This window comes from Pseudomonas sp. DC1.2 (assembly GCF_034351645.1).
Taxonomy (GTDB): Bacteria; Pseudomonadota; Gammaproteobacteria; order Pseudomonadales; family Pseudomonadaceae; genus Aquipseudomonas.
Map to the genome: position 1 here is coordinate 1,375,864 of NZ_CP133782.1, position 22,270 is coordinate 1,398,133.

The window sequence follows — 22,270 nt, forward strand, 5'->3', positions numbered from 1 at the left end:
AATGACTGACAAACCTGGTTACCGTCGCCCGCAAGAAGGCACCCAACCTCAATACCTGCACCCGACCTATCAATCCACCAACAAGCGCTCGCCGTCGAAGCCGTTGGTGTTTTTGCCCCATTCGCTGTCGGAAATCACTGGCCCGACCCTCGGTGCCGAGCGCATCCATGAGAAGGACAATGACCTGACCGCCCAGCACACGGGCGAACCACAGGGCGAGCGCATCATCATTCACGGCCGCGTGTTGGATGAAAACGGCTTACCGGTGCCGGGGATTTTGCTGGAGATCTGGCAGGCTAACGCCGCCGGCCGCTACAACCATGCCCGCGACCTGCACGATGCGCCGCTTGACCCGAATTTCACCGGCACCGGGCGCACCGTAACCGACGCCGATGGGTGGTATCAATTCCAGACCATCAAGCCCGGCGCCTACCCGTGGGGCAATCACCACAACGCTTGGCGCCCGGCGCATATCCACTTCTCACTGTTCGGGCCGAGCATCCTGACGCGCCTGGTGACCCAGATGTACTTTCCCGGTGACCCATTGCTGGCTTATGACCCCATCTACAACTGCGTGCCGGACACCCGAGCCAAAGAACGTTTGATCGCCAGCTTCGACCTGGAAAAAACCATCCCTTCCTACGCCCTCGGTTACCGTTGGGACATCGTCTTGCGCGGCCGCGAAGCCACGCCGATGGAGAAATAAGATGACGCTGAATGCGACCACGTCCCACACCGTCGGGCCGTATTACCACATCGGCCTGACTTGGCTGAACCGCGAAAACTTGACTGTCGAGCAGACCTTGGGTGAACGCGTAACGATCACCGGGCAAGTCATTGATGGCAACCGCGACGTCGTCAATGACGCCATGCTGGAAGTCTGGCAGGCCAACGCCGCCGGCAAATACGATCATCCCGAAGATGAGCAGGAAAAACCGCTGGACCCTAACTTCGAAGGTTTTGGTCGGGTGCCGGTGGATGCCGAGGGGCGCTTTCGTTTCACCACGATCAAACCGGGTACGGTCGAAGGCTTGAACGGCACGACCCAGGCACCGCATTTGGTGGTGTTGGTGTTTGCACGCGGCTTGGTCAAGCACTTGCTGACGCGGATTTACTTTGCGGGTGAGCCGGCCAATGCGGCGGATTCGCTGCTGGAGTGTGTGCCGGCTGAACGTCGCAATACCTTGCTGGCGAAGGCGGATGCAGCGGGTATTTATCAGTGGAATGTGATCTTGCAGGGGACCGATACCGAGACGGTGTTCTTTGATTATTGAGTGAGCACCGCAATTCCTGTGCGCGAGTTTGCTCGCTTGCACAGGAATTCGCGTCGCTGACGTAACGGTGGAACAGGGCTGTTGCAAAGTATGTCTAGACTGTCACTGTCCCTAAAGAGTGAAAAATAATGACAAGCACAACAGCTCACTACACCGGTGCAGAGCGCAAGAAAAGGATCTTTGCGATTGTCGGCGCCTCCTCCGGCAACCTGGTCGAATGGTTCGACTTTTATGTGTATGCCTTTTGCGCGATCTATTTTGCGCCGGCCTTTTTCCCCTCCGACAACCCCACGGTGCAATTGGTCAATGCCGCGGGTGTGTTCGCTGCCGGGTTCCTGATGCGGCCCATCGGTGGCTGGATTTTCGGTCGGGTAGCGGACCGGCACGGGCGTAAAAAATCGATGATGATTTCGGTGCTGATGATGTGCTTCGGTTCGTTGCTCATCGCCTGCTTGCCGACCTACAAAGACATTGGCGTGTGGGCACCGCTGCTGTTGCTGTTCGCCCGTCTGCTTCAAGGCTTGTCGGTGGGTGGCGAGTACGGCACCACCGCGACCTACATGAGTGAAATTGCCCTCAAGGGCCAGCGCGGTTTTTTTGCCTCGTTTCAGTACGTGACGCTGATTGGCGGGCAACTGTTGGCGGTGTCGTTGGTGGTGGTCTTGCAACAGTTCCTCACCGAGGAGGACCTGCGAGCCTATGGGTGGCGGATTCCGTTTGCGGTTGGCGCGGTCGCGGCAGTGATTTCGTTGTTCCTGCGGCGCACCCTCAAGGAAACCACCAGCAAGGAAATGCGCGAAAACAAAGACGCTGGCAGCATTCTGGCGTTGTTCCGTGATCACACACCGGCGTTTATCACTGTGCTCGGTTACACCGCCGGTGGTTCGTTGATTTTCTATACCTTCACTACGTACATGCAGAAGTACCTGGTGAACACCGCCGGCATGCACGCCAAGACCGCCAGTTACATCATGACCGGGGCGCTGTTCCTCTATATGTGCATGCAGCCCTTGTTCGGGATGCTCGCGGACAAGATAGGCCGGCGTAATTCGATGCTCTGGTTCGGCGCTCTCGGCACACTGTTTACCGTGCCGATCTTGCTGACACTCAAAAGCGTCAGCAGCCCGTTCCTGGCCTTTGTGCTGATTACGCTGGCACTGGCGATTGTGAGCTTCTACACCTCGATCAGTGGCCTGGTGAAAGCCGAGATGTTCCCGCCGCAGGTACGCGCACTGGGCGTTGGCCTAGCCTACGCGGTGGCGAATGCGATCTTCGGCGGTTCGGCAGAGTACGTGGCCCTGAGCCTCAAAGCTGTGGACATGGAGAACTCCTTCTACTGGTACGTGACGGTGATGATGGCGGTGGCGTTCCTGTTCAGCCTGCGCCTGCCCAAGCAAGCGGCGTATTTGCACCACGACCTTTGATCTTTTCCCGTGGGCCTGACCGGCCCACGCTTCCAGGAATTGTTTATGACCCAGCGACCGAACAATCAATTGTTCGATGCCTATTTCACTGCCCGCGACATGCGTGAAGTGTTCTGCGATCAGGGCCGGATTCAGGCCATGCTCGATTTCGAAGCAGCGTTGGCCCGTGCCGAGGCGCGGGTCGGGTTGGTTCCACACAGCGCAATTGCGCCGATTGAAGCCGCTTGCCAGGCCGCTCTCTACGATTTTTCAGCCTTGGGTGAAGCGATTGCTACGGCGGGCAACTCAGCGATTCCTTTGGTCAAGGCGCTGGGCAAACAGATTGCAGCCAACGATGTCGAGGCCGAACGCTATGTGCATTTGGGCGCGACCAGCCAGGACGTGATGGACACCGGGCTGATCCTGCAACTGCGCTGCGCGTTGTTGCTGATCGAAAGCGATCTGGCGCTACTCGGTGAGCGCCTCGCGGTTCAAGCCAGGCGTTACGTCGCGACGCCGCTGGCCGGGCGCACCTGGCTGCAACATGCAACACCGGTCACCCTCGGTATGAAGATCGCCGGTTGGCTGGGAGCGGTAACGCGCAGCCGCCAGCGTCTGCGTGAACTCAAACCGCGATTGTTGGTGCTGCAATTTGGTGGTGCCTCGGGAACCCTTGCAGCGCTGGGCGAGCAGGCGATGCCGATTGCCCAGGCGTTGGCCGAGGAGTTGCAACTGACGCTGCCAGAACAGCCTTGGCATACCCAGCGCGATCGTTTGGTGGAGTTTGGGGCGGTGCTGGGCTTGATCGCTGGCAGCCTCGGCAAACTAGGCCGCGATATCAGCTTGCTGATGCAAACCGAAGCAGGCGAAGTGTTTGAACCCTCGGCGCCAGGCAAGGGCGGTTCGTCGACCATGCCGCACAAACGCAATCCGGTGGGGGCAGCGGTGCTGATCAGTACGGCAACCCGGGTGCCGGGTCTGCTGTCGACGCTGTTCAGCGCCATGCCTCAGGAACACGAGCGCAGCCTCGGTCTGTGGCATGCGGAGTGGGAGACCTTGCCGGAGATTTGCTGCCTGGTGTCCGGCAGCCTGCAACAAGCGTTGCTGGTCGCCGAAGGCCTTGAAGTGGATGCTCCTCGCATGGCGCGCAACCTTAACCTGACCCAAGGCCTGGTGTTGGCCGAAGCGGTGAGCATCGTGCTCGCCCAGCGGGTGGGCCGCGATACCGCGCATCATTTGCTGGAGCAATGTTGCAAGCGTGCGGTGGCCGAGCAACGCCATCTGCGGGCGGTGCTTGGCGATGAGCCGCAAGTGACCGCCGAACTGTCGTCGATTGAACTGGATCGCCTGCTGGACCCCGCCCATTACCTCGGCCAGGCGCATACCTGGGTCGAGCGGGCGGTGGCCGAACATTTTACGCTGACTGCCTGAAGGAGGCTGCTGTGGGAGTCGTACAACTCGCCGAGGGCGAACTGCATTATCAACTTGACGGTCCGGGCGATGCGCCGGTGCTGGTGCTGTCCAACTCACTGGGCACTGATCTGCACATGTGGGAGGCGCAGATGCCCGCGTTCAGCGAGCACTTTCAGGTGTTGCGTTTTGATACGCGTGGGCACGGCCAGTCGCTGGTCACTCCGGGGCCTTATAGCATCGAGCAACTGGGGCGCGATGTGCTGGCGCTACTGGATGCGTTGCACATTGAGCGCGCGCATTTCTGCGGGTTGTCGATGGGGGGCTTGATCGGCCAATGGCTGGCGATCAATGCCGGTCAGCGTTTGCATAAGCTGATTGTGTGCAACACCGCGGCAAAAATCGGTGATCCGTCAGCGTGGAATCCGCGGATTGAAACGGTCCTGCGTGACGGGGCGGCAGCGATGGCAGCCCTGCGTGATGCGTCAATTGCGCGCTGGTTTACGCCAGACTTCGCGGTGACGAATCCGGCGGCGGTGCAGCAGATCACCGACATGCTGGCGGCCACTTCGCCTGAGGGCTATGCGGCCAATTGCGCCGCAGTGCGTGATGCCGATTTCCGTGATCAATTGTCTGCGATCAAGCTCCCGTTGCTGGTGATCGGCGGCAGCGAAGATGCCGTCACGCCACCGTCCGGCGGGCACTTCATTCAGGAACAAGTAAGGGGCGCCGAGTATGCCGAGTTCTATGCTGCTCACCTGTCCAACGTCCAGGCGGGTCATGCGTTCAGCGAACGGGTCCTGACATTTCTGTTAGCCGACTCACGCCTCTGAGGGATTTTTTGTGGACGAGAAACAACGTTACGACGAGGGCCTGAAAGTTCGTCGCGCGGTACTCGGCGATGCTCATGTCGACCGCAGCCTTAATGCCCTGACCGAGTTCAACTCGGAGTTTCAGGAAATGATCACCCGCCATGCGTGGGGTGACATCTGGACCCGCCCAGGACTGGCGCGTCATACCCGTAGCCTGATCACTATTGCGATGCTGATCGGCATGAACCGCAACGAAGAACTGAAACTGCATCTGCGCGCGGCTGCGAACAACGGCGTGAGCCGTGGCGAGATCAAGGAAGTGATCATGCAGAGCGCGATCTACTGCGGGATTCCGGCGGCGAATGCGACGTTCCACCTGGCCGAGTCGGTGTGGGATGAGCTGGGGGTTGAGTCGCGGGAGTGATTCAGGTGTTTCACGACGTCTGAGGTGATCTGCGAAACGCCTATAGGGGCTCTGTGCGGGTCACAGAGCACCTAGGGTGGGCGGGTTTTTACAAGAGATTGATCGGGTAGCTGACGATCAGACGGTTCTCGTCGAACTCGTTGTTGCTGTAGTCGCGACGCATGCTTGAGTTGCGCCACCTGACGTTGAGGTCCTTGAGCGTGCCGTTTTGCACGGTGTAGCCCAGTTCACTTTCGCGGCCCCATTCCTTGCCATCGGACGTGCTGGTGGTGTGTACGTTGTCGCCGCTAATGTAGCGGTTCATCAGGGTCAGGCCAGGCACGCCAAGGGCGGCGAAGTTGTAGTCATGGCGCACTTGCCAGGAGCGTTCCTGGGCGTTGTCATAGCTGGAGTTGTAACTGTCGTTGGCCAAGGTGCCGCCGCTGGTGCCGTTGACGCGCATCCAGGCACTGTCGCCGGTGAGTTTCTGCACGCCGACGTAGAAGGTGTTGCCGCCGTATTTGGCTGAGAACAGTCCCGACCAGGTTTTGTTGTCCAGCGTGCCGGCCTTGGCGCTGCCGTCGTCCTTACCGTAGAAAAACCCGAGGTTGGCGCCCAGTGTCCAGTCACCCAGGGGTTGGGTGTGGATCAGGCTCACGTATTGTTGGCTGTAGATGTCTTTGAGTTCGGCATTCCACAAACCAATCTGGGTGTGTTTGTCGTTGAAGGTGTATTCGCCGCCCTCGAAGTTGAAACGGTCGGAGGTGAACGCCGGTTGGCCGGTCATCGACAGGTCGGTCATGCTGCTGTCGTTGCGCGGGCTGTTGGCGCGGAACTGGCCGCCGTAGAGCGTCAGGCCGTGGATTTCCCTGGAGGTGATCTGCCCACCACGAAACGTCTGTGGCAGCGAGCGGCCGTCGTCCGAACGCAGGATCGGCAGCACCGGCATCCACTCGCCGACCTTCACTTCGGTCTGTGACAACTTGGCCTTGAGCGCCACACCGGTGCGGCCGAAAGTGTCTGCCGGGCGGCCGTCGTGGTCCAGCGGCAGCAACTGCGTACCGCCAGTGCCTTTACCCCCGTCGAGTTTTACCGAGTACAACCCCAGCAGGTCCATGCCGAACCCGACGGTGCCTTGGGTGAAGCCGGATTTAGCGTCGAGGATAAAACTTTGCGTCCATTCATCTGCCTTGCGCTGTGCTTTGGTTGGGTCGCTGAAGTTGCGGCCAAAGTAGAAGTTGCGCAGGTTCAGGTTGACCTTGGCACCGTCGATAAAGCCGGCTTCCTCGGCCTGAACGGGTAGGGCACTGCCGGCCAGTGCGACGGCGATGAGGCTCGCAAACAAGTACTGCGCGTTGGGAGGGGTCATGGGTTCGGGTCTCTCTAATTGTTCGGGGTGAAGCAAAGTGCTGCCGCAACCAGAGGTTGCAGACACAAGATTTGGAAACGAGGTAAGTCGGGTGCAGTCAGCCAGTCGGTGCGCGGCGCGGGGGCATGGTGTCGAGCCTGTTGTTATTGGTTTTGTGCGACGAATGGTGCGGGGCCGGGGCGGGGTGATTCAATTGGAAAAAGCCGGTTTTGGGCGATTATCGAACACAAGATGGGCGATGATTGTGTGGCGCAACCGCGCACGAAGGGGGCATAACTGACAATTGAACATTTCCGGCAGCCAACAAAAAGCCCACCAAATGGTGGGCTTGTTGTTTTGTACCGTGCTGTTAGAACAACTTCAGCTTTGGTGCGTCTTCTTTCAACGGCTCGTTTTTCGCCGTTTGTTCGTTCCAGCCACCACCCAACGCCTTATACAGATTGACCGCGCTGGCCAGTTGCGCCAGTCGGTCGGTGATCAGCGATTGTTGGGCGCTGAACAGTTGACGCTGGGCATCGAGGAAGGTCAGGTTGCTGTCGACACCAATACGGTAGCGACGCTCGGCCAGACGGTAGTAGTCCTGGTTCGCGGTGACGAAATCACGCTGAGCCTGTAACTGCTCGGTGTAAGTCTGGCGCGCGGCCAAGCCGTCGGCGACTTCCTGGAAGGCCGTTTGAATAGACTTCTCGTAGGTCGCTACGCTGATGTCTTTCTGGATTTTTGAATAGTCCAGGCTGGCACGCAGGCTACCGGCGTTGAAGATCGGCAGGTTGATTTGCGGCGAGAACAACCAGGTGCCCGAACCGCCCTTGAACAGACCGGACAGGTCTGGGCTAAGGGTGCCGGCATTGGCCGTCAGGCTGATGCTTGGGAAGAACGCAGCCCGTGCCGCGCCAATGTTGGCATTGGCGGCTTTCAGGTTGTATTCAGCCTGGAGGATGTCCGGACGACGTTGCAGCAAGTCCGATGGCAGACCGGCCGGCACTTCGCTCAGCAGGTCATCGGCCAGGGGCTTGGCCGCTTGCAGGTTGGCTGGGATACCGGTACCGAGCAGCAGCACCAGGCTGTTTTCATCCTGGGCGACTTGACGCGTGTACTTGGCCAGTTGCGCCCTGGCGTTTTCCACCGAGGTACGCGACTGGGCCAGGTCCAGCGCCGAGGCCACACCCACTTCATTGCTGCGTGCGGTGAGTTTGTAACTCTCTTCGAACGCACCCAGCGTGTCCTGGGTCAGCTTCAGCAGTTCCTTGTCGGCCTGCCAGGTCAGGTAGGCATTGGCTACGTTGGCCACCAGGCTGATCTGGGTACTGCGCCGCGCTTCTTCGGTGGCGAAGTATTTCTGCAATGCTTCTTCACTGAGGCTACGTACCCGTCCGAATAGGTCGAGTTCATAGGCACTCATGCCGACAGTGGCTGAGTACGAACCGGTGATGTTCGACTCGCCCGTTTGCGAGGACCGTGCCGGAACGCGCTGACGGCTGCCGCTGCCAGTGGCTGAGATCGCCGGGTACAGATCGGCACGCTGGATGCGGTATTGAGCCGCATAAGCGTCGATGTTCAGCGCGGCGACACGCAGGTCACGGTTGTTTTCCAGAGACAGCTGGATCATCTGTTGCAGTGCCGGGTCGTGGAAAAACTGCTTCCAGCCCTGTTCGGCGGCGGCCTGGTTGGGCGCCTTGGCCGGCGAATACGCCGGGCCTTGCGGGAACTGGCTCGCCACCGGCGCGGTTGGCTGCTGATAATCAGGTATCAGCGAGCAGCCACCGAGCACGAAGGCAGCGACGGCTAGGGAGAGTAGCGACTTGCTCATTGGCCAGCCTCTTTAGGAGTTTCAGTTGCGTCATCCTGGTCGACCTTTTTACGCTGGCCGATGGAGGACACGGTGACGAAGAACAGTGGTACCCAGAAGATCGCCAGGGCCGTGGCCGTGATCATACCGCCAATGACGCCGGTACCGATCGCATGCTGGCTACCCGAACCCGCCCCCGTGGAGATCGCCAGCGGAACCACACCGAGGACGAAGGCCAGCGACGTCATGATGATCGGTCGCAAACGCATCCGGCAGGCTTCAATGGCCGCGTCGCGCAGGCTGCGTCCTTGCTCATGCAAGTCCTTGGCGAACTCGACGATCAGAATGGCGTTTTTCGACGCTAGACCGATGGTCGTCAACAGGCCCACCTGGAAGTACACATCGTTGGACAGACCTCGCAGGCTGGTGGCCATCAGCGCGCCGATGATCCCCAGCGGTACGACCAGCATGACCGCGATCGGAATCGACCAGCTTTCATACAGTGCCGCCAGACAGAGGAACACCATCAGCAGCGACAAGGCATACAGCGCTGGCGCTTGCGAGCCGGACAGCCGTTCCTCATAGGACAGGCCGGTCCATGAAATACCGACACCTGCCGGCAGTTTGGCAGCAATCGCCTCGACCTCGGCCATGGCATCCCCGGTGGAATAGCCTGGCGCCGGGGCACCGAGGATTTCCATCGCTTCTACACCGTTATAGCGAGCCAGTTTCGGCGAACCGTAAACCCACTCACCCTTGGCGAACGCGGAGAACGGCACCATGGTGCCGGCGCTGTTGCGCACGTACCATTTCTTCAGATCTTCAGGGCTCATGCGAGCGCCTGCCTGGCCTTGTACGTAAACCTTCTTCACACGACCACGGTCGATAAAGTCGTTGACGTAGCTACTACCGAAGGAGATCGACAAGGTGCTGTTGATGTTGGCAAGTGTCAGGCCCAGCGCGCTGGCTTTCTCGTCGTCGATTTCCAGTTGGTACTGTGGCTCGTCGTTCAGGCCGTTCGGACGCACCTGATACAGCACTTTGCTCTGCGCAGCCATGCCAAGGAACTGGTTACGGGCAGCCATCAGCTTGTCGTGGCCGATGCCGGCGCGGTCCTGGAGGAACACGTCGAAACCGGTGGCGTTACCCAACTCCAGTACCGCCGGCGGTGCGAAAGCAAACACCATGGCGTCGCGGAAACTGAAGAAGTGCTGCTGAGCGCGGCCTGCGAGTGCAAATACGCTGTTGTTCGCGTCACGCTCGCCCCACGGTTTGAGCATGATGAACGCCAAGCCAGAGCTCTGACCACGACCGGCGAAGTTGAAGCCGTTCACAGTGAACACCGACGCCACCGAACTGGACTCTTTCTCCAGCAGGTAGGTGCGCATCTCGTCGATCACCACTTGCGTGCGCTCGGCACTGGAACCGGCCGGGGTTTGCACCTGGGCGAACAGTACGCCTTGGTCTTCTTCCGGCAAGAAGGCAGTCGGGATGCGGGTGAACAGCCAGATCATGCCAACAATGATGATCAGGTAGGCCAGCAGGTACGGCGCCTTGTGCGTGAGCATGTTGCCGACACCGCGCTCGTAGCTTCTGACGCCACGGTCGAAGTTGCGGTTGAACCAGCCGAAGAAGCCGCGTTTCGGTGTGCCGTGCTCGCCTTTCGGAATCGCCTTGAGCATGGTGGCGCACAGTGCCGGGGTGAAAATCAGGGCAACCAGCACCGACAGGGCCATGGCCGAGACGATGGTGATCGAGAACTGTTTGTAGATCACACCGGTGGAGCCGCTGAAGAACGCCATCGGCAGCAGTACGGCCGACAGCACCAGGGCGATACCGACAAGGGCACCCTGGATCTGCCCCATGGACTTCTTGGTCGCTTCCTTGGGTGACAGGCCTTCCTCGCTCATCACCCGCTCGACGTTTTCCACGACGACGATGGCATCGTCCACCAGCAAACCGATGGCCAGCACCATACCGAACATCGTCAGGGTGTTGATGCTGAAGCCGAAGGCCGCGAGGATCCCGAAGGTACCCAGCAATACCACCGGCACGGTCATCGTGGTGATCACGGTGGCGCGGAAGTTTTGCAGGAACAGGAACATTACCAGGAACACCAGCACGATCGCTTCAACCAGGGTTTCAACCACACCCTTGATCGATTCGGTCACCACTGGAGTGGTGTCGTAAGGGAACACCACTTCCATCCCTTGCGGGAAGAACGGCTTCAGGTCGTCAATGGTTTTACGCAGGGCCTTGGCGGTGTCGAGGGCGTTGGCGCCGTTAGCCAGTTTTACTGCCAAACCAGAAGCCGGTTTGCCGTTGAACTGTGCTGCGATACTGGAGTTTTCACCCCCCAGACCCACTTCGGCGACGTCACCGACACGCACTTGCGAACCGTCTTTGTTGACCTTTAGCAGAATCGCCCTGAACTGCTCGGCAGTCTGCAGACGCGTCTTGCCGATGATCGTGGCGTTCAGTTGCTGGCCAGGCATTGCTGGCAAGCCACCGAGTTGCCCAGAGGACACTTGAACGTTCTGCGCCGAGATGGCCGTGCTCACGTCCGCTGGGGTCAGGTTGAAGTTGTTCAACTTGGCCGGGTCGAGCCAGATGCGCATCGCGTACTGGGCACCGAAGACTTGGAAGTCACCGACACCGGCGGTCCGCGAAATCGGGTCCTGCATGTTCGACACGATGTAGTTGGACAGGTCGTCCTTGGACATGCTGCCGTCTTGCGATACCACGCCGATCACCAGCAGGAAGTTTTTCACTGCCTTGGTCACGCGGATACCCTGCTGCTGCACTTCTTGTGGCAGCAACGGGGTGGCCAGGTTCAGTTTGTTCTGAACCTGAACCTGCGCGGTATCGGAGTTGGTGCCCTGCTCGAAGGTCGCGGTAATGGTCATGCTGCCGTCGGAGTTACTTTCCGACGACACATAACGCAGGTTGTCGATACCGTTGAGCTGTTGCTCGATGACCTGAACCACGGTGTCCTGCACGGTTTGTGCAGAGGCGCCTGGGTAGGTTACGGAGATCGCAATGGCCGGTGGCGCAATGCTCGGGTACTGGTTGATCGGCAGTTTGAGGATCGATAAAGCACCGACCAGCATGATCACCAGAGCAATTACCCAGGCGAAAATCGGACGGTCGATAAAAAATTTCGACATGGTTTACTCCCCTTTGCCGCCTGCAGCTTTGTCTGTTGCCTGCGCCGGTGCCGGGTTTTTAGCCGCTACGTTGGTCGCTTCGGTCGGTTTCACTTCAACTCCCGGTTTGACGAATTGCAGCCCTTCGGTGATCAGGCGATCACCGGCCTTCAGGCCATCTTCGATCAGCCACTGGCTGCCGACGGTGCGGCTGGCCTTCAGCTGACGCAATTCAACCTTGTTGTCTGGGCCAACGACCAGCGCGGTTGGCATGCCTTTGAGGTCACGGGTCACACCTTGTTGCGGTGCCAGAATGGCGGCAGCGTTGATCCCGGACTGCAATTTGGCGTGAACGAACATGCCCGGCAACAGCGTGTGATCAGGGTTCGGGAACACGGCACGCAGGGTGACAGACCCAGTGGTCTGGTCGACCGAGACTTCGGAGAATTCCAGCTTGCCGTCCTGTTTGTACTCGCTGCCGTCTTCCATGGTCAGTTTGACCGTCGCCGAGTTGTCACCAGCCTTTTGCAGACGACCGCTTTCCAGCTCGCGGCGCAGCTCAAGCAGCTCCACTGAGGATTGGGTTACGTCGACGTAGATGGGGTCCAGTTGCTGGATGACAGCCATCGCGTCGGTCTGGCCGTTGCTGACCAGTGCGCCTTCTGTCACTGAAGAGCGGCCGATACGCCCAGTGATCGGTGCGTAGACCTTGGTGTAGCGCACGTTGATCTGTGCGCTTTGCAAGGTTGCTTCCGATTGCAAACGGTTCGCCACGGCGGTGTCGTATTCCTGACGGCTCACGGCTTGCTCGTTGACCAGTTGCTTGTAGCGATCAGAGATCGACTTGGTCTGTTGCAGGCTGGCCTCGGCGCTTTTCAGCGTTGCTTCATAGACCGACGGATCGATCTGATAGAGCTGTTGGCCGGCTTTGACATCGCTGCCTTCCTTGAACAGACGCTTAAGTATGATCCCGTTTACCTGTGGGCGAACTTCCGCGATGCGGTACGCGCTCGTGCGGCCCGGAAGCTCGGACGTCAGGGTGAAGGCTTGAGGTTGTAGGGTGACGACGCCGACCTGAGGGGCGGGAGCAGCAGGAGGTGCTTCTTCCTTTTTGCATCCGCTGAGCAGTGATGCCAAGGCGACGGCAGTGACCAGGGCTGTAACAGCTGGCTTGAATTGCATGAAAATCCTCGGGTCAGGCGCGCAAAATGCGCACAAGAAAGGTGGAAGGGTGAAAAGTGTGCGCTGGATGGATAAATAGCTTGCTAAGAAATATACTTACATTCATGGTTGTTTGTAAATACCTTGACTACGTACCCGGATTCTTACGAAAGCCGCTTAAAGATTTGAATTGTAGATCGCAGACGAGCCCCAAGAGCGCTCGCTCCACTTTTTATTCAGCAGAGATTCAGACATCGCTGAAGCATCCTGATTGAGGTTTTACTGCCATGGTTCGCCGTACCAAAGAGGAAGCTCAAGAAACCCGAAGCCAGATACTCGAAGCGGCAGAGAAAGCCTTTTACGAAAGGGGCGTGGCGCGCACGACACTGGCGGACATTGCCACGCTGGCGGGCGTCACTCGCGGAGCCATCTACTGGCATTTCAGCAACAAGGCCGATCTGGTGCAGGCCATGCTGGACACCTTGCACGAGCCGCTGGATGAAATGGCCAAGGCCAGTGAGAGCGCAGAGGAAGTCGATCCGCTGGGATGCATGCGCAAACTGTTGATTCATTTGTTTCATCAAGTTGCCTTGGACCCAAAAACCCGACGCATCAATGAGATTTTGTTTCATAAGTGCGAATTCACCGATGAAATGTGCGACCTGCGCCAGCAGCGCCGGGAGGTCAGCCTCGATTGCAACGTGCGCATCGCCCTGGCCCTAAGTAATGCAGTGAATCGTGGGCAGCTCCCGGAAAACCTGGACACGGCCCGTGCAGCCATCAGTCTGCATGCCTATATTGACGGGATTCTGTATCAGTGGCTCTTGGCACCCGATAGCTTTCAACTGCACATCGAAGCCGAGCGTTGGGTCGATACAGGATTGGACATGCTGCGCTTGAGTCCTAGCCTACGCAATTGAAAAAAAATGTGTAATCGGGTCGTGTGTGCCGACCCAACAAGGCGAGCGAAGATCATCTCTTCGCTCGCCTTGTTGTGATGGGGTGCTTTTATATACGTACTTCGATCCGGTTCATAGGTAGTGAGCTACGTATTTTGTAGGAATTTTGTGTCCAACGTGTGAACGCTTGTGAGTGATTCCGGTGTCTGTGCGCAAGCTCAGGTGATAAATCCGGCGCAATCGGTGGGTGAAAGCCTTTTGATGTTGATGCCGCAGTGTTTACTTGATTGTCAGATTGACGGTGTAGTTGAAAGGCAGACTGCCCATTTGCGCCGAAACGCGGGCTTGGCAAGTTGCTAGTTGAGTGCCCGTCGACACGGCTGAAGCAGTACGGGTTGCCTCATAGCTTGGGCTAAACACTCCCCATGTTTTTTTGACGCTGATCGTTGTACTGAATGTGCAGGCCTTGGTCCCAGAGGCGTAGGTGAATGTTTCAGTTACAACACTCGGCTTAGAGCGACTCATCGATAAAAAACCCAAGTTATAAGTGGCGTAAGTGTCCAGGGTATTTTGTGGCGGAATGGTAAATGTTGACAGAGCAAGCCCACTGTCGCGTTGGGCGGGGCTCGGTTGAGTGAGAACAATAGGCGCAGCAGTGGCATTGCGCGTGTTGTAGGTAATTTCGGTATGGTTGGGATTGGCTGCAAACAGCTGGGTTGAAAGAGGCAGTAGCGCCAGTGCCAGAACTGTCGAAATTTTTTTGTGCATGGGTGTTCATCCTTGAACAGTAATATTGATAGAAGTTTAAAAAGTGAGTTTCGTCTTGTTTGGTGTATTAGCCGTAGACGAGACTGAAGTTAACAGTCGGCTCCTGAAAGAGCGACTTTAAATTATTTGCGGTGTGTGTATGGTTTTATGATGTTGTGAACTAATAAAACCCCCGAATATGAATATTTGGGGGTTTTAAATCTAAGTTAAAGTGTCGGGTAGTCGATGTAACCTACCGGCCCTTTGGCATAGAACAGTTCAGGGCGAGCGTCATTGAGTGGCGCATCCGCCTTCAACCGAGCCGGCAGGTCAGGGTTGGCAATGAACGGCACACCGAAGGCGACCGCATCAGCCTTGCCACTGGCGAGCCATTCGTTGGCGCTGTCTTTAGTGAAGCGTTCGTTGGCGATGTAAGCGCCACCGAAGGCTTCTTTTAGACGAGGGCCCAGGCTGTCGCCGGCTTCTTTCTCGCGCGAGCAAATGAACGCGATACCGCGTTTACCCAGTTCGCGAGCGACGTAGGTGAAAGTCTCCGCCAGATTGTCGTCGCCCATGTCATGCGAGTCGGCGCGCGGTGCCAAATGCACACCAACACGGCCGGCGCCCCAGACTTCAATCGCGGCGTCGGTGACTTCGAGCAACAAGCGCGCACGATTCTCCAGTGATCCGCCGTAGCTATCAGTGCGTTGGTTGGTGCTGCTTTGCAGGAACTGGTCGAGCAGGTAACCGTTCGCGCCGTGGATTTCCACACCGTCGAAACCAGCCGCTTTGGCATTCTCGGCGCCGACGCGGTACGCATCGATAATGTCGCCGATTTCAGCCGCTTCAAGCGCGCGTGGGGTCGGGTAGTCGGACAATGGACGAACCAGGCTAACGTGACCTTTTGGCTGGATGGCGCTCGGCGCGACCGGTGTCTCACCGTTCAGGTAGGACTCGTGGGAGATCCGGCCGACGTGCCACAGTTGCAGAACAATTTTGCCGCCAGCACCATGCACCGCTTTGGTTACATTGCTCCAGCCACGCACTTGGTCGTTGGACCAGATGCCTGGGGTGTCCGGGTAGCCGACGCCCATCGGCGTCACGGAGGTGGCTTCGCTGAGGATCAGGCCGGCGGACGCGCGCTGCACGTAGTACTCGGCCATCAGCGCGTTCGGCACACGGCCTTCGTCGGCGCGGCAGCGGGTCAGCGGCGCCATGATGATGCGGTTGGCCAACTCGAGGTCGCCCAATTTGATTGGATCGAAAATAGTCGTCATGAAGTAAAAGCCTCGTCAGTAATCAATTAATCAGTGGATAGCAGGAGCCAGTTCGGCATCGCCGTTCTGACGGAAAGTAATCAGCGTCACCAACAGGGCAAGAACCGCCAATGCCGCTGCTGCGAGTGGCACGCTGTTCAGGCCGAAGCCATGGGCGATGACGCTGCCGCCGACCCACGCACCGAGGGCGTTGCCGACGTTGAAGGCGCCGATGTTCAGCGTCGACACCAGATTCGGTGCCGCCTTGCCGAAGGTCACCACGTTGACTTGCAGCGCTGGGACGGCGGCAAAGGAAACGGTGGCCCAGAGGAACAGAGTAATTTCGGTCGGGATGACGGCGACGCTGGTCCAGGTCAGGACGGTCGAAACCACCGCCATTGAGATAAAGACGCCAATCAGTGTGGCGGCCAGGCGTTTGTCCGCCAGTTTGCCGCCGATGATGTTACCCACGGTCAGGCCCAGGCCGATCAGCAGCAGGGTCCAGGTCACGCCTTTGGGCGAGACGCCGGTAACGTCGCCGAGCAGCGGCGCGACGTAAGTAAAGAGGGTGAACATTGAGGCGGCGAACAATGCGGTCATGCTTAGCGACAGCCAGATACCCGCACCTTTGAGGGCTCGAAGTTCGGCACGCATGTCGAGTTTTTCTTCATCACGCTTGGCAGGCAGGAAGCGGATCAAGCCGATCAGTGCAATGACACCGATGACGGTCACCGCCCAGAAGGTCGAACGCCAGCCAGCCTCCTGACCGAGGGCCGTACCCAGTGGCACGCCCAGGACATTGGCCAGGGTCAGGCCGGTGAACATCAATGCCACCGCCGACGCACGTTTGTTAGCCGGCACCAGGCCGGCGGCGACCACCGAACCGATGCCGAAAAATGCACCGTGGCACAGGGCAGTGACCACGCGGGCAAACATCAGCACGTTGTAATCACTGGCCAGGGCGCACAGCAGGTTGCCGACGATGAAAATCCCCATCAACGCTACCAGTGCGGCCTTGCGCGGCAGTTTGGCGGTGGCCAGTGCCATGAATGGGGCACCGATGGCCACGCCCAGGGCGTAACCGGTTACCAGCCAGCCAGCGCCCGGGATCGACACACCAAGGTCAGCCGCCACATCGGGCAGCAAGCCCATGATGACGAACTCGGTGGTGCCTATGGCGAACGCGCTCAAGGCCAGAATGAGTAGCGAGAGTGGCATTGTTAATTCCTTGCCGGAGCGCTGAGCTCCTTGACGATGGCGTCGAGGAACGCCTGAATCACGTCCTCGTTGCGTTTGAAGAAGTGCCATTGACCGGCCTTCTGACTGCTGATCAGACCTGCTCGTTGCAAGGTCGCCAAATGTGCCGACACGGTGGACTGGGACAGACCGCAACGCTGGTCGATCTGTCCGGCGCAGATACCGTACTCATGGTTGTGAGTCTGCTGCGGGAACTGGACTTTGGGATCTTTCAGCCAGATGAGGATGTCTCGGCGTACTGGGTGCGCCAGCGCTTTTATTATTTCGTCGAGGTCGAGGGTCATGGTGTGGACTCGTGATGAGTAAAACGCTGTATCGCGATGGGGCGAACTTTAAATCGGCACATTGCGATATACCAATATGTTTTTGATCTGAAGACCGCATAAATCGGTATATCGGGTTATAACGATATGTTGCGCGCAGTGCTAAGCTGCGCGGCATGAACTATCTCGCTCATCTGCACCTTGGCGGCCAGCGCCCCGGTCAATTGCTCGGCAGTCTGTATGGCGATTTCGTCAAAGGACAGTTGCAAGGGCAGTTTGATCCGGAAATCGAGGCCGCGATCCAACTGCACCGACGCATCGACGTATTTACCGACCGCCATCCGTTGGTGGACGCAGCGCTGTCACGGTTTTCCGTCACCCGTCGACGTTACGCCGGCATTGTGCTTGATGTGTTCTTCGATCACTGCCTGGCGCGGGACTGGACGCTCTACGCTGACCGGCCGCTGGTGCATTTCACATCGGATGTTTATCGGGTGCTGTCCAGCGCGCCGCAGTTGCCAGAACGCCTGGCGCAAATTGTGCCGCACATGGTGGCCAATGACTGGTTGGGCTCTTATCAAGAGTTTGCGGTGCTGGAACAGGTGTTGCGGGGGATTTCGCGGCGGTTGACCAGGCCGGAGGAACTGGCAGGGGCGATGCAGGACTTGCGGGTGTTGTATGAACCGTTAAGTGATGACTTTCGCGTGTTTTATCCGCAGCTCCAGGACTTCGCGCAGAACGCCCGCGACATGAACTTACCGTTGGCGTGAGCCTGCTCGCGAAGGCGGCGTTACCGCCGATACCCTTGCCGGACGCTAAGTAGCCTTCGCACAGTTTTTTGTCAGGGGCATCAGCATCAAGCGGCGATAGCGGGACGCATCGGGACGTGCTGCTTTTCAGGCATCGCCCCAAACAACGCCTTCTGCACGGCCTGCTGTGCTTCGAAGGCCAAGGCTGCCCGTTCGCGGCCTTCACAAGCAATAGGCTTCAACAAATGCACCTCCACATCCCCCCGATCATTGGCGAACAAACGCATCAGGTGCGAGAGCAAATCATCATCGCCAATGAACGGCGCCAACGCATCGATTTCACCGTCACGTAAATACCGAATCGCCACCGGTTGCAACGCCACGTCGGCATCGATGGCCGCTGACAGCAGTCGACCATGGAAGGTACGCAGCGAACGCCCATCGGTGGTGGTGCCCTCCGGGAACATCAGTAATGGGTGGTTTTGTTCCAGGTGACGGGTCATCTGCTTGCGAATCAACTGACTGTCGCCCGAACCGCGACGGATAAACAGGCTGCCGGCCTTGGCCGCCAACCAGCCCGCTACCGGCCAAGTGCGTACTTCGGCCTTGGACAGAAACGACAGGGGCGTGATCATGCCCAGCAAGGGAATATCGGTCCAGGACACGTGGTTGCTGACCCAGAGCATTGGCGCCTGGGGCAACTCGCCATGCACGGTGACGCGAAAGGGCAGGGCATTGCTCAAACGCGCCATAAAAAACCGTGACCAGCGCTGGCGACGAACCATCGAGTGAGCAATCCCTGCGCGCTCGAACAGCCCGAAAACACTGGCCATGCTCAACCCCAGCGCCACCACCACCAGCACCCGCGCAATTCGCGCGTACACCCGCAAACGGCTCATCACATGGCCGCCTTGAAGTGTTTGGCGTAACGCGGGCAGAGTTCATCGCGCTTGAGCAGGATGAACACATCGGCGACCTGAAAGTCCTCGTCCCAGCACGGCTCGCCGCAGATCTTCGCGCCCAGGCGCATGTAGGCTTTGAGCAGCGGAGGCATTTCAGCGATCACGTTCGATGGAATATCCAGCGTCGGCAATGGCTTCTTCGGCTCGGCTCGCAGGTGTTCGGTACACAGGTAGCGTTCGCGCAGGCGCTGCATGATCGCGTGGGCCTGTATTCCGCCGTCCTGCATCGGAATGCTCGCGCAACCCATCAAATAGCTGTAGCCACCCTGGTTCAGGACTTCGGCCAATTCGCCCCAGAGTACGGCGATAGTGCCGCCGTTGCGGTAGGCCGGATCGACGCACGTGCGACCAATTTCCAGAATCGGACCTTTGAGATGAACCAGGCCGTGCAAACTGAATTCTTCTTCGCTGTAAAACCGTCCCAGGCTGCTGGCCGCCGTGTGGTCAAGCAAGCGGGTGGTGGCCACCAGACGTCCGGTGTTCATGTCGCGCACGCCGATGTGGGCGCAGTGAACATCATAGTCATCCATGTCCAGACCCAGCTCCGCGCCTTTGAGCTTGGCGTTGAATTCGCCGCTGAACACGTTGAAGCGCAGCGCCTGGGCTTCCTGCAAGGCCTCGACACCGATCAGGCGTTCGGCTTGCAGGCGGCGTTCATTGCCGGTGTCGCTGATGCGGGCGATCTGAGTCATTGCGAATCTCCGTGCGGGCTGTTCATCCGTCGTGGGTGGCAGCCGATCGACTTTCTTTATGCAGCCGTGTTGTGCAAAGTCAGGCTATGTAGCCCCGGTGTCATCGCCATGAAGCTTTGGTGATGCTTATATGACAGCCCACGAGGAGCCTCTAATGCCTTGGCAAACCCTGCTCAACCGCGGTGAACGCCTTCCCGCTCACGATGATCTGGCGGAAGGCTTTGCGGCCTTGTTGCATCAGTTGGGCACGGTCACGCCGTTCGAGCTCGCAGTGGCCGGTGCGCGCTTGATGGCGACCCCTGGGCTGGCATTTTTGGTGGGGTATCAAGCGGCGTTGCGCGTGCTGTGGCCTAGTGCGCCGCTGAGCCTCGGCGCCTTGTGCGCGACCGAACAGCGCAGCCTGCGTCCGGCCGAGATGCAGACCCGGCTCCAGGATTTGCGCCTGAACGGGCGCAAGGATTTCGTTACCGCTGGCGATGCGGCTGACTGGCTGCTGATTGCCGCCCGCAGTGAAGCGCTCGGCGAAGACCCGCGACTGAGCCTGGCGGTGGTCTATCCCGGTGAACCGGGCGTGCGCCTGGAAAAACTCCCGTCCATCGCGTTGATGCCCGACATCAGTCACAGTCGGGTGTTTCTCGACAACGCCTTTTGCGAGTTGCTGGCCGGCGATGGGTGGGATGCTTACGTCAAACCGTTCCGCACCCTGGAAGACATCTACGTCTTGAGCGCCATGACCGCTTGGCTTTACGGCGTCGGTCAGGACAGCCACTGGCCGCAAAGCTTGCAACTGCGGTTGCTGGCGTTGTTGGCCGGGTGTGCGGAAGCCACTCGTCAGGCGCCGACTAACCCGGCCGGGCACGTGCTGTTGGGTGGGTTGTTTGCGCAGTTTGATGGACTCAAGGCTGAGATGGATCAGGCCCTGTCAACCGGGCTGCCACTGTGGGCGACAATGTGGCAGCGCGATCAAGCGGTGATGGAGTTGGCGGCGGGGGCTAGAGGTAAGCGATTGGCCAAGGCGTTGGCGGGATCTTCGCTGGTTTAAAAGGTCCTCTCGCGAGTCGGCTTGCACCACATTTGAAATACGTTCCCCTGTGGGAGCCTGCTCGCCAAGGCGATCTGTTGGGTAACGCACATTTCAAAACTGTCATCTACCTCGTCTAGGCTAAGCAGGTTGATTATCCGAGTGTTTGCTATGTTCAAAGGCTTGTCCCTGTTCTTTTTGCTGCTGATTAGCGCCACCGTTCGCGCCGAAAACTGGCCCGCCGAGCAGTGGTCGCAAGGCCCGACAGTCGGCGGTCCAGCGCTTGAAGCTCTGGAGCGCTATGCGTTCGCAACCCGCGATGACATCACTCGAAAAGGCATTCGCACTGATGCCTTGCTGGTGATCCGTGACGGTCAATTAATCTACGAACGCTATGGGGGCCCTACCACGGCCGACACCCCGCACCTGACGTGGTCCATCAGCAAAAGCCTGATGGCCACGGTGCTCGGTGTGGCCTATGGCGAGGGCTTGTTTTCGCTCCATGACCCGGTGGTGAAGTTCTATCCTGCGCTGGAAAATCACCCGGCGATCACCCTGGCCGACCTGTTGCATTGGGCTTCCGGCCTGGACTGGCAGGAAGACTATGAATATGCGCCGCTGAAATCCTCGGTGGTGGCGATGCTCTACACCCTGGGTCACTCGAATATGGCTGCGTTCACCGCCGCGCACGATGAATACGCTGCGCCGGGCCGCACGTTTCGTTATTCCAGTGGTGACAGCAATTTGCTGTCAGCGGCGCTGAAATCCATCGTCGGCGCGGACCGCTATGCGGATTATCCTTGGGCTGCATTGTTCGAACCGTTGGGGATTCACCATGCTGTTTGGGAAACCGACGCCAGCGGTACATTCGTCGCTTCGTCCTATGCCTACCTGACCGCCCGCGACCTGGCGCGCATTGGGCTGTTGATGGCTCGCGACGGGCGTTGGCAGGATCGCCAATTGCTGCCCAAGGACTGGGTCGCCTTCAACCGCGAGCCGTTCGCTGGTTATCGCGCCCACCAGGACGATGCTGTCCCCGGTGGCCAGTGGTGGCTCAATCGTGCGGTGGACGGCGCGGCGCCACCTTGGCCTGCGGCGCCGGTGGATACCTTTGCCGCGTTGGGCCATTGGGGGCAGGCGATGTATGTCATTCCCAGCGAAAACCTGGTGATCGTGCGTTACGGCGATGATCGGGACGGCAGCTACCGGCACAACGAATTGCTCAAGCTCGTGCTCAAAGCGTTTGCCGAGAAGGTGCAGCCATGAGTCGCGCACATTTTTTCCGTCGTCGCCCGTTCAGCAGTGTTCTGCTGTTGCTGCTGGTTTTTTTGATGGGCTGGATCTGGCAGGAGCGGGTGGCGTTGTGGGCGTTTGCGGACATCATCAGTGCCTATACCGCCAAAGAATATTGTTCGTGCCGGTACGTGATGAACAACGACGCCGACTATTGCCGAGGCTATGTGAAACAGTGGTTGCCCGTCAGTGGTTTTGTCGATGACATCGCCTCCCGGCGCGTGGTGGTCAGCGGTCTGGGGCGGAGCAATAGCGCCCAGTGGGTTGGCGAGCGCCAAGGATGTCAGTTGCAACCCTGATGATGCTTTTGTGACGAGGGAGCTTGCAACCTGCCTCAGGCCGGTTAAGGTTCCCTCAGGTTTAT

General features: G+C 58.9%; 21 protein-coding genes. 11 read left to right on the forward strand and 10 right to left on the reverse strand.

What is annotated here, in order from left to right; all coding sequences use genetic code 11:
* Position 1 precedes the first annotated feature (1 nt).
* The 6 genes from pcaH (at position 2) to pcaC (ending at position 5,323) form a co-directional block, all read left to right on the forward strand.
* Positions 2 to 706: a protocatechuate 3,4-dioxygenase subunit beta gene (gene pcaH, locus RHM68_RS06130; RefSeq protein WP_322221018.1), complete on the forward strand. Its 705-nt coding sequence runs from the start codon at positions 2 to 4 to the stop codon at positions 704 to 706.
* A gap of 1 nt (position 707) precedes the next feature.
* Positions 708 to 1,274, forward strand: coding sequence for a protocatechuate 3,4-dioxygenase subunit alpha (pcaG, locus tag RHM68_RS06135; protein WP_322221019.1), 567 nt, complete (start codon positions 708 to 710; stop codon positions 1,272 to 1,274).
* Between the two features lie 128 nt (positions 1,275 to 1,402).
* Positions 1,403 to 2,698: an MFS family transporter gene (locus tag RHM68_RS06140; protein ID WP_322221020.1), complete on the forward strand. Its 1,296-nt coding sequence runs from the start codon at positions 1,403 to 1,405 to the stop codon at positions 2,696 to 2,698.
* Between the two features lie 45 nt (positions 2,699 to 2,743).
* The gene (locus tag RHM68_RS06145) at positions 2,744 to 4,108 is read left to right on the forward strand and encodes a 3-carboxy-cis,cis-muconate cycloisomerase (RefSeq protein ID WP_322221021.1); all 1,365 of its coding nucleotides are present in this window, start codon (positions 2,744 to 2,746) and stop codon (positions 4,106 to 4,108) included.
* Positions 4,109 to 4,119: 11 nt separating this feature from the next.
* Positions 4,120 to 4,920, forward strand: a complete 801-nt coding sequence (gene pcaD, locus RHM68_RS06150; RefSeq protein WP_322221022.1) for a 3-oxoadipate enol-lactonase — start codon at positions 4,120 to 4,122, stop codon at positions 4,918 to 4,920.
* Positions 4,921 to 4,930: 10 nt separating this feature from the next.
* A complete protein-coding gene (gene pcaC / locus RHM68_RS06155; protein ID WP_322221023.1) occupies positions 4,931 to 5,323 on the forward strand; it encodes a 4-carboxymuconolactone decarboxylase in 393 nt (130 codons plus the stop codon).
* 88 nt (positions 5,324 to 5,411) lie between these two features.
* Here pcaC and RHM68_RS06160 read toward each other — a convergent pair whose 3' ends face one another.
* From RHM68_RS06160 to emhA, 4 genes are all read right to left on the reverse strand, one after another.
* Entirely contained in the window at positions 5,412 to 6,671 is a 1,260-nt protein-coding gene (locus RHM68_RS06160; protein WP_322221024.1) for an OprD family porin, read from the reverse strand.
* Between the two features lie 349 nt (positions 6,672 to 7,020).
* Complete coding sequence (gene emhC / locus RHM68_RS06165) at positions 7,021 to 8,481, reverse strand: efflux RND transporter outer membrane subunit EmhC (protein ID WP_322221025.1); 1,461 nt, start codon at positions 8,479 to 8,481, stop codon at positions 7,021 to 7,023.
* Positions 8,478 to 11,627, reverse strand: a complete 3,150-nt coding sequence (gene emhB / locus RHM68_RS06170; protein WP_322221026.1) for an efflux RND transporter permease subunit EmhB — start codon at positions 11,625 to 11,627, stop codon at positions 8,478 to 8,480. Before emhB ends, emhC begins: the two co-directional genes overlap by 4 nt.
* Before the next feature lie 3 nt (positions 11,628 to 11,630).
* On the reverse strand, positions 11,631 to 12,788 hold the full coding sequence (gene emhA / locus RHM68_RS06175; protein ID WP_322221027.1) for an efflux RND transporter periplasmic adaptor subunit EmhA: 1,158 nt from the start codon (positions 12,786 to 12,788) through the stop codon (positions 11,631 to 11,633).
* Between the two features lie 266 nt (positions 12,789 to 13,054).
* On the opposite strand from emhA, the gene emhR reads away from it, so the two are divergent.
* The gene (emhR, locus tag RHM68_RS06180) at positions 13,055 to 13,687 is read left to right on the forward strand and encodes an efflux system transcriptional repressor EmhR (protein WP_322221028.1); all 633 of its coding nucleotides are present in this window, start codon (positions 13,055 to 13,057) and stop codon (positions 13,685 to 13,687) included.
* Positions 13,688 to 13,945: 258 nt separating this feature from the next.
* On the opposite strand, the gene RHM68_RS06185 is transcribed toward emhR, so the two are convergent.
* The 4 genes from RHM68_RS06185 to RHM68_RS06200 all read right to left on the reverse strand — a co-directional run bounded on the left by RHM68_RS06185 (position 13,946) and on the right by RHM68_RS06200 (position 17,210).
* Positions 13,946 to 14,434 (reverse strand): hypothetical protein, encoded by a 489-nt coding sequence (locus tag RHM68_RS06185; protein WP_322221029.1) that lies wholly within the window; start codon positions 14,432 to 14,434, stop codon positions 13,946 to 13,948.
* A gap of 206 nt (positions 14,435 to 14,640) precedes the next feature.
* Positions 14,641 to 15,690, reverse strand: a complete 1,050-nt coding sequence (locus RHM68_RS06190) for an alkene reductase (protein WP_322221030.1) — start codon at positions 15,688 to 15,690, stop codon at positions 14,641 to 14,643.
* A gap of 30 nt (positions 15,691 to 15,720) precedes the next feature.
* Complete coding sequence (locus RHM68_RS06195) at positions 15,721 to 16,887, reverse strand: MFS transporter (protein ID WP_322221031.1); 1,167 nt, start codon at positions 16,885 to 16,887, stop codon at positions 15,721 to 15,723.
* 2 nt (positions 16,888 to 16,889) lie between these two features.
* Positions 16,890 to 17,210: a helix-turn-helix transcriptional regulator gene (locus tag RHM68_RS06200; RefSeq protein ID WP_322221032.1), complete on the reverse strand. Its 321-nt coding sequence runs from the start codon at positions 17,208 to 17,210 to the stop codon at positions 16,890 to 16,892.
* Between the two features lie 155 nt (positions 17,211 to 17,365).
* On the opposite strand from RHM68_RS06200, the gene RHM68_RS06205 reads away from it, so the two are divergent.
* Positions 17,366 to 17,959, forward strand: coding sequence for an ACP phosphodiesterase (locus RHM68_RS06205; RefSeq protein WP_322221033.1), 594 nt, complete (start codon positions 17,366 to 17,368; stop codon positions 17,957 to 17,959).
* Between the two features lie 86 nt (positions 17,960 to 18,045).
* On the opposite strand, the gene RHM68_RS06210 is transcribed toward RHM68_RS06205, so the two are convergent.
* Positions 18,046 to 18,837, reverse strand: a complete 792-nt coding sequence (locus RHM68_RS06210) for a lysophospholipid acyltransferase family protein (protein ID WP_322221034.1) — start codon at positions 18,835 to 18,837, stop codon at positions 18,046 to 18,048.
* Positions 18,837 to 19,592 (reverse strand): L-ornithine N(alpha)-acyltransferase, encoded by a 756-nt coding sequence (gene olsB / locus RHM68_RS06215; protein WP_322221035.1) that lies wholly within the window; start codon positions 19,590 to 19,592, stop codon positions 18,837 to 18,839. Before olsB ends, RHM68_RS06210 begins: the two co-directional genes overlap by 1 nt.
* Before the next feature lie 154 nt (positions 19,593 to 19,746).
* On the opposite strand from olsB, the gene RHM68_RS06220 reads away from it, so the two are divergent.
* From RHM68_RS06220 to RHM68_RS06230, 3 genes are all read left to right on the forward strand, one after another.
* Entirely contained in the window at positions 19,747 to 20,634 is an 888-nt protein-coding gene (locus RHM68_RS06220; protein ID WP_322221036.1) for an acyl-CoA dehydrogenase family protein, read from the forward strand.
* Between the two features lie 150 nt (positions 20,635 to 20,784).
* The gene (locus tag RHM68_RS06225) at positions 20,785 to 21,879 is read left to right on the forward strand and encodes a serine hydrolase (protein ID WP_322221037.1); all 1,095 of its coding nucleotides are present in this window, start codon (positions 20,785 to 20,787) and stop codon (positions 21,877 to 21,879) included.
* On the forward strand, positions 21,876 to 22,205 hold the full coding sequence (locus tag RHM68_RS06230; RefSeq protein ID WP_322221038.1) for an amidase: 330 nt from the start codon (positions 21,876 to 21,878) through the stop codon (positions 22,203 to 22,205). The genes RHM68_RS06225 and RHM68_RS06230 overlap by 4 nt, the downstream gene beginning before the upstream one ends.
* Positions 22,206 to 22,270 lie beyond the last annotated feature (65 nt).

Coding starts and splice junctions, on each gene's coding strand:
- pcaH (WP_322221018.1), top strand. CDS start 2: ATGACTGACAAACCTGGTTACCGTCGCCCGCAAGAAGGCACCCAACCT.
- pcaG (WP_322221019.1), top strand. CDS start 708: ATGACGCTGAATGCGACCACGTCCCACACCGTCGGGCCGTATTACCAC.
- RHM68_RS06140 (WP_322221020.1), top strand. CDS start 1,403: ATGACAAGCACAACAGCTCACTACACCGGTGCAGAGCGCAAGAAAAGG.
- RHM68_RS06145 (WP_322221021.1), top strand. CDS start 2,744: ATGACCCAGCGACCGAACAATCAATTGTTCGATGCCTATTTCACTGCC.
- RHM68_RS06160 (WP_322221024.1), bottom strand. CDS start 6,671: ATGACCCCTCCCAACGCGCAGTACTTGTTTGCGAGCCTCATCGCCGTC.
- emhC (WP_322221025.1), bottom strand. CDS start 8,481: ATGAGCAAGTCGCTACTCTCCCTAGCCGTCGCTGCCTTCGTGCTCGGT.
- emhB (WP_322221026.1), bottom strand. CDS start 11,627: ATGTCGAAATTTTTTATCGACCGTCCGATTTTCGCCTGGGTAATTGCT.
- emhA (WP_322221027.1), bottom strand. CDS start 12,788: ATGCAATTCAAGCCAGCTGTTACAGCCCTGGTCACTGCCGTCGCCTTG.
- emhR (WP_322221028.1), top strand. CDS start 13,055: ATGGTTCGCCGTACCAAAGAGGAAGCTCAAGAAACCCGAAGCCAGATA.
- RHM68_RS06185 (WP_322221029.1), bottom strand. CDS start 14,434: ATGCACAAAAAAATTTCGACAGTTCTGGCACTGGCGCTACTGCCTCTT.
- RHM68_RS06190 (WP_322221030.1), bottom strand. CDS start 15,690: ATGACGACTATTTTCGATCCAATCAAATTGGGCGACCTCGAGTTGGCC.
- RHM68_RS06195 (WP_322221031.1), bottom strand. CDS start 16,887: ATGCCACTCTCGCTACTCATTCTGGCCTTGAGCGCGTTCGCCATAGGC.
- RHM68_RS06200 (WP_322221032.1), bottom strand. CDS start 17,210: ATGACCCTCGACCTCGACGAAATAATAAAAGCGCTGGCGCACCCAGTA.
- RHM68_RS06205 (WP_322221033.1), top strand. CDS start 17,366: ATGAACTATCTCGCTCATCTGCACCTTGGCGGCCAGCGCCCCGGTCAA.
- RHM68_RS06210 (WP_322221034.1), bottom strand. CDS start 18,837: ATGAGCCGTTTGCGGGTGTACGCGCGAATTGCGCGGGTGCTGGTGGTG.
- olsB (WP_322221035.1), bottom strand. CDS start 19,592: ATGACTCAGATCGCCCGCATCAGCGACACCGGCAATGAACGCCGCCTG.
- RHM68_RS06220 (WP_322221036.1), top strand. CDS start 19,747: ATGCCTTGGCAAACCCTGCTCAACCGCGGTGAACGCCTTCCCGCTCAC.
- RHM68_RS06225 (WP_322221037.1), top strand. CDS start 20,785: ATGTTCAAAGGCTTGTCCCTGTTCTTTTTGCTGCTGATTAGCGCCACC.
- RHM68_RS06230 (WP_322221038.1), top strand. CDS start 21,876: ATGAGTCGCGCACATTTTTTCCGTCGTCGCCCGTTCAGCAGTGTTCTG.